The organism is Dokdonella sp. (assembly GCF_035703485.1).
In the GTDB taxonomy this organism is placed as follows: Bacteria; Pseudomonadota; Gammaproteobacteria; order Xanthomonadales; family Rhodanobacteraceae; genus Dokdonella.
In genome coordinates this window covers 15331-27019 of sequence record NZ_DASSYD010000079.1, presented here as the reverse complement: position 1 = coordinate 27019, position 11689 = coordinate 15331, and the positions used below count along the sequence as shown (strand labels likewise).

General features: G+C 58.6%; 12 protein-coding genes. All 12 read left to right on the top strand.

All coding sequences use genetic code 11. From position 1 onward, the window contains the following. Nucleotides 1-1001 (top strand): type II secretion system F family protein (locus tag VFN25_RS05980; RefSeq protein WP_325139834.1); only part of this gene is annotated, 1001 nt, incomplete at its 5' end. 11 nt (nucleotides 1002-1012) lie between these two features. Beyond that, on the top strand, nucleotides 1013-1435 hold the full coding sequence (locus VFN25_RS05975) for a type II secretion system protein GspG (protein ID WP_325139832.1): 423 nt from the start codon (nucleotides 1013-1015) through the stop codon (nucleotides 1433-1435). Between the two features lie 59 nt (nucleotides 1436-1494). Next, nucleotides 1495-2052 carry a GspH/FimT family pseudopilin gene (locus VFN25_RS05970; RefSeq protein WP_325139830.1) on the top strand — a complete coding sequence of 186 codons (558 nt, stop codon included), beginning with the start codon at nucleotides 1495-1497 and terminating at the stop codon, nucleotides 2050-2052. Beyond that, the gene (locus tag VFN25_RS05965) at nucleotides 1986-2696 is read left to right on the top strand and encodes a prepilin-type N-terminal cleavage/methylation domain-containing protein (protein WP_325139828.1); all 711 of its coding nucleotides are present in this window, start codon (nucleotides 1986-1988) and stop codon (nucleotides 2694-2696) included. Before VFN25_RS05970 ends, VFN25_RS05965 begins: the two co-directional genes overlap by 67 nt. Continuing rightward, nucleotides 2693-3430, top strand: a complete 738-nt coding sequence (locus VFN25_RS05960) for a prepilin-type N-terminal cleavage/methylation domain-containing protein (RefSeq protein WP_325139826.1) — start codon at nucleotides 2693-2695, stop codon at nucleotides 3428-3430. Before VFN25_RS05965 ends, VFN25_RS05960 begins: the two co-directional genes overlap by 4 nt. Continuing rightward, nucleotides 3427-4368 carry a hypothetical protein gene (locus VFN25_RS05955; protein ID WP_325139824.1) on the top strand — a complete coding sequence of 314 codons (942 nt, stop codon included), beginning with the start codon at nucleotides 3427-3429 and terminating at the stop codon, nucleotides 4366-4368. Before VFN25_RS05960 ends, VFN25_RS05955 begins: the two co-directional genes overlap by 4 nt. 5 nt (nucleotides 4369-4373) lie before the next feature. After that, nucleotides 4374-5627 carry a PilN domain-containing protein gene (locus VFN25_RS05950; protein WP_325139822.1) on the top strand — a complete coding sequence of 418 codons (1254 nt, stop codon included), beginning with the start codon at nucleotides 4374-4376 and terminating at the stop codon, nucleotides 5625-5627. Further along, complete coding sequence (gspM, locus tag VFN25_RS05945; RefSeq protein ID WP_325139819.1) at nucleotides 5614-6228, top strand: type II secretion system protein GspM; 615 nt, start codon at nucleotides 5614-5616, stop codon at nucleotides 6226-6228. The genes VFN25_RS05950 and gspM overlap by 14 nt, the downstream gene beginning before the upstream one ends. After that, the gene (locus VFN25_RS05940; RefSeq protein WP_325139817.1) at nucleotides 6225-6950 is read left to right on the top strand and encodes a hypothetical protein; all 726 of its coding nucleotides are present in this window, start codon (nucleotides 6225-6227) and stop codon (nucleotides 6948-6950) included. The genes gspM and VFN25_RS05940 overlap by 4 nt, the downstream gene beginning before the upstream one ends. A 13-nt stretch (nucleotides 6951-6963) precedes the next feature. Beyond that, nucleotides 6964-9270, top strand: a complete 2307-nt coding sequence (gspD, locus tag VFN25_RS05935) for a type II secretion system secretin GspD (protein ID WP_325139815.1) — start codon at nucleotides 6964-6966, stop codon at nucleotides 9268-9270. 20 nt (nucleotides 9271-9290) lie between these two features. Further along, the gene (locus VFN25_RS05930) at nucleotides 9291-9746 is read left to right on the top strand and encodes a hypothetical protein (RefSeq protein ID WP_325139813.1); all 456 of its coding nucleotides are present in this window, start codon (nucleotides 9291-9293) and stop codon (nucleotides 9744-9746) included. Nucleotides 9747-9996: 250 nt separating this feature from the next. Continuing rightward, nucleotides 9997-11568, top strand: coding sequence for a hypothetical protein (locus VFN25_RS05925; RefSeq protein WP_325139811.1), 1572 nt, complete (start codon nucleotides 9997-9999; stop codon nucleotides 11566-11568). The last annotated feature ends 121 nt before the right edge of the window (nucleotides 11569-11689 follow it).

Below are 11689 nucleotides of genomic sequence, written 5' to 3'. Positions count from 1 at the left end.
AGCAGTTGGCGGTTTTGCTCGGAGCGGGCCAGCCACTTGATCGCGCCTTGCAGATTCTCCTCGATCTGCCGGAAAGTGAGAAGGCAAAGCATCTTCTCGAACGCGTGCGCGACCTCGTGCGTGGCGGATCGACACTTTCCGATGCACTGGAGGCCGAGCGCGGCACGTTCTCGCGCCTCTACATCAACATGGTTCGGGCCGGCGAAGCCGGCGGTTCGCTGGAAGACACGCTGCGCCGCCTGGCCGATTACCTGGAACGATCGCGGGCGCTCAAATCCAGTGTCATCAACGCGCTTATTTATCCGGCCTTTCTGGTCGGCATGGTGCTGGTTTCGCTGTTCGTCCTGCTGGTGGTTGTGGTGCCGCAATTCGAGCAGATGTTCGCCGACATGGATGTTGCGCTGCCATTGCTCACGCGCATCGTCGTCGGCGTCGGATCAACCTTGCAGAGTTTCTGGTGGCTGATGCTGGCCGGCACGATCTTTCTTGTCGCCTGGTTTCGGCGCAAGCTCGCCGATCCGGTCAGTCGACTCGATATCGATGAGCGTCTGCTGCGTGTGCGCATTGCCGGCGAACTCGTACGCAAACTCGAAACCGCGCGGCTTTCGCGTACGCTCGGTACCTTGCTCAAGAATGGCGTGCCGCTGTTGGGTGCCCTGACGGTCGCCCGCAACGTGATGGGCAATGCCTATCTCGGTGTCGCTGTCGAAAAGGCAAGTGAAGAAGTGAGAACCGGCAGCGGCCTTGGCTTTGCACTTGGCCAATCCAAGCAATTTCCAAAACTAGCCCTGCAGATGATCAGTGTCGGCGAGGAATCCGGCGAGCTCGATACGATGTTGCTCAAGGTTGCCGACACGTTCGATGTCGAGGTGCGCAATTCGCTGGAGCGCTTGCTCGCCGCGCTGGTGCCGGCAACGACCGTGGTCATGACCGTGGTCGTTGCCATCATCATGATGGCGATCATCCTGCCGATCCTGAAACTGACCAGTTCGATTCAATAAGGAGTCCGATCATGAACAAACGAAACTTGCGCAATCTGCGCCCGATGCCGCGCACGGCCGGCTTCACCCTGATGGAAATGATCGCCGTGATCGTGCTGCTCGGCATCGTCATCACGATTGTTGGTGGCGGCATGATGAACACCTTCAAGGGTGGCAAGTACAAGGCCGGAACGATCCAGGTCAAGAAGCTGGCCGGCTCGGTCGAGCAGTACCAGATGGCAGTCGGTTCCTATCCGAACTCGCTCGAGGACCTGACCAAGCGCGAAGGCCTCGGCCCCTACGCCAAGGACACCGATCTCAAGGATCCGTTCGGCCATCCGTTCATGTACAAGAGCCCCGGCGACAACGGTCGTGACTTCGACATCATCTTTCTCGGCGCCGACGGCAAGCCCGGTGGCGACAGCACGAACAAGGATTATGGAAGTTGGGAATGATGGAGCGGGAGTGGGGAGTTGGGAGTGGGAAACGGGAATAGCAACACAGGCGACTTAGAGTGAGCGGAGAAAAGATAGCAAGAAGCAGACAACGCAGAGGAATCGCACTTCAACGCGAGACATCCGTATGCGCGGCTTTTCCTGCTCCCCACTCCCCACTCCCCACTCCCCGTCCCAAAGGCTTCACCATGATCGAGCTGATCGTGGTCATTGTTCTGATCGGCATTGTTGCCAGCGTTGTCACATTCTCGTTCACACGTACTCTTGCGGGCGCGCGCATCCAGGCGGCGAGCAACGATCTGGTTGCGGGGCTGCGCTATACGCGTGGCCAGGCCATCGTCAAGGGTGAGCAAAAAGTATTGTTGCTGGATCTGGAAAAAAATACCTGGCTGGCGCCGGGCAAGGAGGAGAGAAAGCTTCCCGAGGGCATGATCCTGCGCCTGACCACGGCCCAGCAGGAACTGACCAGTGACAAGGCTGGTGGCATTCGCTTCTTTCCGGATGGAAGCTCCACCGGCGGCAATATCGCGGTTGTTCTCGGCGACCGGGAATGGAAGATCAATGTCGGTTGGCTGACGGGCGAAGTCACTCTCGACAAGCCGGACAACGAAAAGTGACGAACTCCGCCGTGCATGCGCGGTCTGTTCGGAGTATGCCCACGATACTTCCCAGACCCAGCCGCGGATTCACCTTGATCGAAATGATCGCGGCCTTCGTGATCTTCGCGATCGCGGTCGGCGCGCTGATGCAGATCCTGACCATGTCGATGAACAATGCGCGGCGCTCGGCTGACGAGACGCGTGCGGCATTGTGGGCACAATCGATTCTCGACACGGTTGGCGTCGGCGAACGGGTCGAAGCTGGCAGCAGTCACGGCGAATTCGATGACAAGTACCGCTGGGAAATGCAGATCGATCAGATCGATCCAGAACTCATGATTGCCGATGTCGCTCAGAACACCGCCAGCTTTGGCAACAACGGCTCAGCCCTTGCCGCTCAGGCGCAAGGATTCGGGCAATCCGGTCAGGCCTTGTTCGGCATGCCGCAGATTGATCTTTTCCATGTTGCGCTGACCGTGATCTGGGGCGACAACAATCATGAGCGAAGTGCAGAATTCACGACTTTGCGCACGGCAACCAGCGACTCCACGCCAACGCAGGGCTTTCCTGGTAGCGATGCCACCGGCAGACAACTGACTCGCCCACCGGCAGGTGGCATGCGCCGACCGTCGCCGAATCCCGCATCCGGGAGGCGTCAATGAAGCGCTCGCCGATCAATTTGGCAGCGCGCGGCTTCACCCTGATCGAGGTGATGCTATCGATCCTGCTGCTGGCGGTACTGCTGGCGGCGGCATTCGGTGGGATCCGTTCGGCGGTCAAGGGCATGCATGTCGGCGAAAATCTCATGGACCGAACCAACCGTCTGCGGGTTGCCCAGGAGTTTATTCGCCACCAGCTCAGTCGCACCCTGCCACTGGCATTCGGCCAGGAGCATGGCTCTGGCAAGAATCTGCTTTTCGAGGGCAAGCGCGATCTCATGCGCTTTGTTGCACCGATGCCGGGCTATCTGTCCAATGGTGGCGCCTATGTGCAAACTCTGGAAATTGCGAACACGCGCAACGGCAAGCAATTGCTGTTCAACCACTGGATGTTGAATGGCTACGATATGGACAAGCTGCGCAAGGGCGACAGTGAACCGGTCGTGCTGATGGATCAGGTTGATAGTGGAAAGTTCGAGTACCGCAAGCTGGATGATCAGGGCGAGCTTGAGGACTGGTCGGATGATTGGGATGATCCGGGCCTCACCCCGGTGATGGTTCGCATCGTGCTGAAGATGCGCGAGGAGGCCCTGGTCGGCTGGCCGGAGATGGATATCCCGTTGATGCTCGATGTCGGTGCGGCCAGGCAATCGCAGAGCTTGAGCTTTGGTGATCTCGATCGGCAACGCCAGGAACGAGCGAGTCCGCCGACCGATGGCGTGAGGCCAAGCCAATGAGGCCGAACGCAACGATCACCCAGCATTTTCAAGCCACGTCCATGCGCAAGTCGCGTGGCGTCGCCTTCATCCTGGTCATGTGGGTGGTGGCCATGCTTTCGGTCTTGCTCGGCGGCTTCGCCCTGGTCGCGCGCACCGAACGATTGCAGTCGCGTCACTTGTTCGATACAACCACCGCGCGCTACGCCGCAGAAGCCGGACTCAATCTTGCCGTGTACGGACTCAGCCAATCCGATCCGCAGCAGAAATGGGTGGCCGATGGCCGACCCTATTCATTCGTTTTCGATGGTGTCCAGATTGAGGTTTCGCTGACTGACGATTCCGGCAAGATCGACATCAATGTGGCCGACGCAATGGCCCTGACCAACCTGTTCGTGGGTGTCGGCGTCGAACAGGCCAAGTCCGAAGAACTCGCCGATGCCATCCAGGATTGGCGCGACCCCGATGACCTGACCATGCTGCATGGTGCCGAGCGCGATGATTATCGTGCCGCCGGTTTGTCGTACGGCCCGCGAAATGCACCGTTCGAGACACTTTCCGAGATCCAGCAGGTTTTCGGCATGAACTATGAAATCTACTCGAAGATTGAGCCGGCCATCACCATGTTTTCCGGTCGCAGTTCGCCCAGTGCCGCCTACGCGCCGATGCAGGCCTTGATGGCGATACCGGGCATGACCGCCGATGTCGCCCAGCAATTGATCCAGCAGCGCCAGCAGCTTGCTCCCGGCATGCTCAATCAGGGTGGGTCCGGTCTGCTTTTGCCGGATGGTTCGCCACTCATGGCGGACGGTGGAGGGCTCACGTATAGTGTCAAATCGCGTGCCAAACTCCCGAATGGAGCCAGCACCGTGCTCGATGCAACCATCCGCATGGGCGGTATGAATTCGGCGGGGCGGCCCTTTGTGGTGCTCCGCTGGCGTGATGACGAGAACGCGTAATCAACGTGAAAGAAGCCCTGGACAGACAATTGGCCCGTCTGCGGATGCGCCTTGCCAAGACACCCTTGCCACGCTTCTTTTCGTGGTGGGGCTCGGAGCTGCTCGCCTGCCTTCCGCAGCGCTGGCGCAAATTCTTCAGCGGCAATTCCGAAGCCTTGCTGCTTGAGCGATGTGGTGACGAGATTCTCGTCCTGCGTGAGCGCGACAGTGTCATTTCCGAGTTTGGTCGAATCGCAGCCAACGCCTCCAACGAGGAACAGGCCGCCGCGTTCAGGACCCTGCGCGGGCGCATCGAGAATCCCGCCCTGCGGCAAATCCTCTGTGTACCTGAATCGCGCGCGCTGACTCGCGTCTTGACCTTGCCTGCAGCGGCCGAGAACAAGCTGCGCCAGGTTCTGACCTTCGAAATGGATCGGCAGACGCCATTCAAGGCCGACCAGGTCTATTTTGACAGTCGTGTCCTTGCCCGCGACCCGGCGTCCCGCAGCCTGAGTGTCGAACTGACGGTCCTGCCGCGGACCATGCTCGATCCCCAGCTAGAATCCGTTGCCGGCGGGGCGGTCGATTTTGATGCGGTCGACGTGCGCGGCGAAGGCATCGAGGGCGCACGCCGTCGGGTCAACCTGCTTCCGCTTGAGCGCCGTGCGCGTCACCGTGACATGCGCGTGCCGATCAATCTCGGCCTGGCGGCGCTGGCGATCATCCTCCTCGTCATCAACATGTCCGAATCATTGAGCAACCGTGCCATTGCGGTGGAAACCATGCAGGCCGAGGTGGAGAAGGCCGCGGTCGCTGCCCGCGAAGTGCTGGCGTTGAAGAAGACCTTGCAGGATTCGATCAACGGAGCCAATTTTCTCTCCGAGAAGAAACGCAATGGGCCACTGGTCGTCGCCATGCTTGATGATCTTGCTTATCGACTCGATGACGACACCTATCTTGAGCGCTTCAGTATTGAGCGCAACCAGATCCAGTTGCAGGGTCAAAGCAAGAATGCCGCCGGCCTGATCAGTGTGCTCAGTACTTCGCCATTCATGTCCAACCCGAAACTTGAAGGTCAGATCCAGCCGGATCCACGAACCGGCAAGGATCGCTTCACGATTTCAGCCGAACCGAAAAGCGTTCCGATAGACCAGCTCATCGTCCATAAGCCGCGGCCTGAAGATACCGAAAAGCCGGAGCCGGGCGAGAAGGGCGCAGATGACGGCAAGCAAGACGACGCCGACAACAAGGACAAGGAGACCGCCGATGGCTCGCCTTGAGTTGCGTCCGAAAGATGGTCGTCTGCTAGCGGTCGTGTTGCTGCTGATCGTCGTGTTTGGCATCTACCTGTTCGGGGTTCACTGGTGGTTTGTTTCGCCCCACATCGATTACTTCAACCAGATGAGTGACCTGCGCGAACAGCAGCAGCGCTACGCGCGGGTTATAGCTGAACGCCCGGCCATCGAGAAAAGACTCGCTGAAGTCAGTTCCTATGAGCAGGGCAATCAGGCCTTCCTCGCCGAAGCGGATGCCAATGCCGCCTCGGCGAACCTGATCAGCCGATTGCGCCAATCGCAGACCGATCAATCCGACCCCAAGCGCTGCTCAATCATCAACTCGTCTCCGTCCAACCAAGGCCAGGAAGAGCTGTACATGAAAGTGGTCGTGCAGGCGCGCCTGCGCTGCGATCTCGAATCGCTGGCCGCCATTTTGTACGACCTTGAAAATGGCAAGCCCTACTTGTTTGTCGATGACTTGATGATCTACAAACAGCAGACTTATGTTCCGCCCGGGGGCAAGCGTCGGGCCAGCCCGCTTGATGTCCGCTTCAATCTCTCGGGGTACTTGCGGCAGCCCGGCAAGCCGGCGGAGACGCCGTGATGGATCTCAGAACCGCACGCATGCTGACCCTGGTGCTGGCAGGCCTTTGCGGCTTGTTGCTGCTCAGTGCGTTGATCCAGTTTGCCGGGTACGGGCGCGGCTATGGCTGGTTGCCGCCAGACGCTCCTTCGGATCAGGTCGTCGCAGCAGAAATCGACCAGACGCCAATCAAGATTCCGCCGATTTCGAGTTTTACCGAGGTCGAAAGCAGGCCGCTTTTCAATGATGACCGCAGGCCGACTCCGCACGATGATGGTGAGGCCGAAACAGAAGCGCCGCCCGCGGTCGCGCTGAATGTCACCTTGACCGGCATCATCATCGTGCGCAAAACCGAATCGACCGAAGAATTGCGCATTGCCATGGTCCGCGACAACATGCGGAACGAATCACTGGCGCTCAAGGTCGGAATGCCATTGAGTGGCGATCAAGCGGGCTGGACCTTGGTTTCGGTCGAGCCGCGCATGGCGACGTTCAGAAATGCCAGTGACGAGAAGGCCGAGATCGAGCTGAATACGGCGGCGACGCCTGCACGGGCACCGATGAAGCCAGTACCACCCAGAGCTGCCCCGCCAGGGCGTCAGCCCCCGGCGGCACAAAAGCGCGACAACACGGCAGAATCTGATCTGGCCAGACGTATCGAGGAACGACGGCGACAAATGCGTGAAGAAGCCGAGCGGTTGCGCTCGCAGCGAGGCAACTCGCCCACTGGGCAAAAGAATTGACGGAGTGATCCACGTGCTATCAAGAATCATCTATCTTTCGATCGCTCTGGCGTTCACGATTTTGGCCGGGTGCTCAACTGCGCCGACAAAAAGCCAAACGCGAGCGTATGCCGATGGAACGGCGCCACTGACCGCCGAAAGCCTCGCCGTCGACAAGACGGTCGACAAGCCTGCGAGCAATTCCGTGGGAATCGACGTTGGCGGTGATGAAGAGAAATCCTTCGAACCTCCCAAGCCGGAAATCCAGTTGGGCTCCGGCAAGTTCATCAACGAAGCCGCGGCACGTCGGGCGCGTCCTGTTGTGAAAGGAGAAGGACAGGTCGATTTCAACTTCGAGAACAATCCGATCCAGTCCGTGGTCAAGGCCATTCTCGGTGATCTACTCCAGCAAAATTACACGATTGCACCCAACGTCGGTGGCAATGTTTCGTTTTCAACTTCGAAACCGATTCGATCCGATCAGGCCATGTCCGTACTTGAGATGTTGCTGTCATGGACGGGAAACACTTTGATCTACAAGGATGGCCTCTACACGGTCCTGCAAATCAAGGATGCGCTGCCAGGTAATCTGACGCCGACGATCGCCTCGCCCAAGCCTGCCAATGGCTACGAGGTGCGTGTTTTCCCGTTGCGCTACATCTCGCCGACGGAGATGGCCAAGCTGCTCAAGCCATACGCCAAGCCCGATGCCTTCATCAATATCGACACAGCGCGCAGCATGCTGGTCCTCGCCGGTACCTCATCGGAACTCCGGAACTATGCGCAGACGATCGAGATATTCGATGTCGACTGGCTGAAAGGCATGTCGGTCGGCGTGTTTACCTTGCAGCGCGTGGAAGTCGGTACGTTGATGCCGGAACTGGAAAAAGTCTTCGGCTCGGCCGGTGAATCGCCACTGGCAGGCATGTTCCGCTTCATTCCGATCGAGCGCTCCAACGCGATCATCGCGATTACCGCGCAGCCGGAATATCTGCATCAGGCCGAAGATTGGCTAAAGCGACTTGATCGCGCCGGAGATGAAAGTGCGACCCAGCTTTTTGTCTACGACGTGAAGAACATCCAGGCAATCGACCTGTCCGACTACCTGAGCCAGATTTTTCTTGGCAGTTCCGGCGGCGGATCTTCGCGACGTTCCGATACCTCAGGTTCGGTTGCGCCAGGTCTCGCCTCGGCAACCATCGGAACTGCGGGTGGCGCAGCCGCCACGAATACCGGGGCTGCGGGAGGGCGATCAAGTCGATTCGGCAACCGATCAAGCCAGCGATCCAATCGAACCGGCTCAGTGGGCGGCGCAGTAGGTGGAAGTGGTGATTCAGATATCCGTATCACCGCTGTCGAGGAGAGCAATCAGCTCCTCGTCATGGCGACACCCTCCGAATGGGACTCAATGCAGGCGGCGATTCGCAAACTCGATATTGCACCAATGCAGGTACACATCGAAACCAAGATTCTCGAGGTTACTTTGAGCGGCGACCTCAAGTTCGGCGTCAAGTGGTGGTTTGCCGGGCTGACAGGGCAGGAGGGCTATTCCGGCCAGAGTTATGTCAACCCCCAAGGCGTCGCCTACCCGAATCAACTGGACCGCCAGCGCTACATGCTTGGTGCCGCGACCGCCCCTTCGGGCGGAAACTTTTTTTATTCGTACCTCAACAGCAAGTTCCAGGTGGCCTTGAATGCGCTACAGACTACCGGTCAGGCGAAAATTCTATCCGCGCCGTCACTGATGGTCATGAACAACCAGGAAGCGCAGATAAACGTGGGCACGCGTATTCCCGTGCAAACACAGAGTTTTATCGGAATCGGCGGCATTCAGAATGGCGGTACGACTACCAATACCGGCATTGGGCAGACCACCTACCTCGATACTGGCGTAATCCTCAAGGTCAAACCGCGAGTCAATCCCGGCGGCCTGGTTTTCATGGATGTCTCCCAGGAGGTAAGCAAACCAGGCCCGGCAGCGCCGGGCGCCAATCCTCCGATCAACACGCGCACGCTCGATTCAAGCATCGCCGTGCAGAGCGGACAAACCATCCTGCTTGGTGGATTGATCTCGGAGGATGACCAGGATTCCGATGACGGCGTGCCAGGACTGAGCAGGATCCCTGTTCTTGGCAAACTTTTCGGCAGTACGAGTAAAAACCACCAACGTACTGAATTGATCGTGTTGATCACGCCGCAGGTTGTCAACAATTCAGATGAGGCGCGAGAAATTACCGAGGAATACAAGCGCCAGTTCCAGAGTCTGGCGCCGCTGCGCTCGGAGATGCGCGGATCAAGCTACAAATCCGAAGTACCCAACCAAGAAGGAGTCAACCCGTGATTCAGGTATCCATGCGCCATTTGGCGACGCTGCTGGCTGTCGGCTCGCTCATGGCTGGTTGTACCACCCAGGCAACGAAATCAGATCACGCGGCGGCTGATGCCTCGCCAGTCAGTGACAGCGCGAAGAAGCTTGTCGAAAAGCGCGCCATCGAACGCTGGGATCTGTTGATCGCGCACAAGGCGGAAAAAGCCTATGACTTCTTGAGTCCGGGATACCGGGCGACCAAGAAGCGCGATGATTACGCGGCAGAAATGAATCATCGCCCCGTGCAATGGGAAAAGGTCCTTCCCTACAGTCAGACGTGCGACAAGCCCAATGTGTGCGTGATCAGCCTCCAGGTCGATTCCGATGTGAAAATGCAGGGGATCAGCCAGAACGTGCCCGTTCTGGGGTTTGTCACCGAAACCTGGATCAAGACCCAGGGGAAATGGTATTACCTGCCGAATGCCAAGCACACAACTGGAAGCGAATGACGGATGCGGGTATAGTGCCCGCAAGCGTATGCCCCAAATATGGGGCTCGCGCCTGCTGGTTTTCCACCGGCTGTTGATGGGGCAACAAAGCAATAGATATTTCGCGGGAGGGATTGCACCGCGTGGAACCTTGCCGTACGATTGGTTCGCTGTTGCCTAACCCTGCCCTGTGAAAAGCGGGACAAAACTGCTGTTGGACAGAAGTTAGCCGTAAAGCAAAAGCCCTGTGGTCAATTTAGGAGTGTCTGTAATGAAGCGAAATAGCTTGACGACCGCCGTCGTCGCCGGTATTGCCGGAACGGTGGGCATCGCGAATATCGCGAGCGCAGTTAACCTCAACCCGGATGGTCTGGGTCAGGTTCTTATCTACCCGTATTACACCGTCAACTCGAATGGCAGCGGTGACAACCTGCAAACCTTGTTCTCCGTGGTCAACACCACGAATCAGGGCAAGGCAATCAAGGTGCGTTTCGTTGAAGGCTATAACAGCCGCGAAGTGCGCGACTTCCACGTTTACCTGTCGCCGTATGACGTCTGGACCGCCAACCTGTTCAAGCTCCCGGACAGCGACGCAGCCAACCTGCTGACCGATGACAATTCCTGCACGGTTCCGCGCATCAAGGGCTCGACCCTGCCGCCGCTTAAGCAGTTGCCGGACGGCCGCAGCTACCTGCCGTTCACCAATGCTCTGTTCGCCGGTGCCAATAACGACGGTGGACCGACTGGTCTGGAGCGTACCCGTGAAGGTCATTTCGAGATCATCGAAATGGGTACCGTTGTCGACGATACCAACAACTCGCTGACCAACATCACCCATATCAATGGCGTGCCGAAGAATTGCGGCGCGATCGTTGGAGCTTGGGTTGCGCAGCCTCCGGGTTACTGGATCCAGGATTCGAGCACCGACATCGAGCCGCCGACCGGCGGTCTGTTTGGCTCGGCCCTGCTTGTCGACGTTCAGAACGGCGTCAGCGCCGGTTACAGCGCCGACGCGATCGAAGGCTTTGTCAGCAATGGCATCGACAACCTGCACGACGTTCCGGGCAACACCTTGCCGTCACTGGCCAACATCGGCGGATCCGATCCGACCGCAACGGCTTATGTGTTCGACAATGGCAAGCTGATCCAGGCTACCTACGGTGCCGGTTCGGGCCGCAAGATCGACGCGGTCAGTGCTCTGTTCGCGCACAATGACATCTTCAACGAGTATGTGCTCGGTGGCGGTGCCGCTGCGACGACCGACTGGGTCGTTACCTTCCCGACCAAGAACTTCTACGTCGACCGTGCGCCGCCAGCACTGGCTCCGTTCGTTGAAGTATTCGACGGCGAATCGAAGGTCCAGGTGGGTCTGTTCCCGTACGATCGTGAAGAAGGCAACCCGAGCGCTTGTACCGGTTCCGATGCCGACAACCCGAACTGCGGCGTCTGCTTCTCGCCGTGCGATCCGGGCGACTCGACAGTGCCGGTTCTGCGTTACGAAGCGCAGGTCATCTCGTTCCAGACGACAGCAGACTTCACTGCGGATCCCACCTCTCCGGTGCTCGGCTCGCAGCTGGCTTCCAACGTCGACGTGCGTGCGGACTTCCTGAACAACGGTTGGATGCGCATTGCATTGAACCCGTCGTCTGAATCGCATCTGATGTCGCCGTCCTCGGAAGGCGAAGTGTTCGAAGGCCTGCCGGTGACCGGCTTCGCCATCACGAACTATGTCAACGCCAACGCCGCTCCTGGCAAACTGGCCAACTACTCGGGCCTGTGGCGTCACAAGGGTTCGCGTGCTTGCTCGGTTCCGGATCCGACGGCTCCGCTGGCTTGCTCGTAAGTGTGATCTAGGTCAGCTTTCAAGTGACCAGAAGGCCCCGCGAAAGCGGGGCTTTCTTTTTTTTTAAGGTGGCAGGGGCTATCCTCTGCGCCATCCCCTCGTGATTTGAGAGATTCGACCA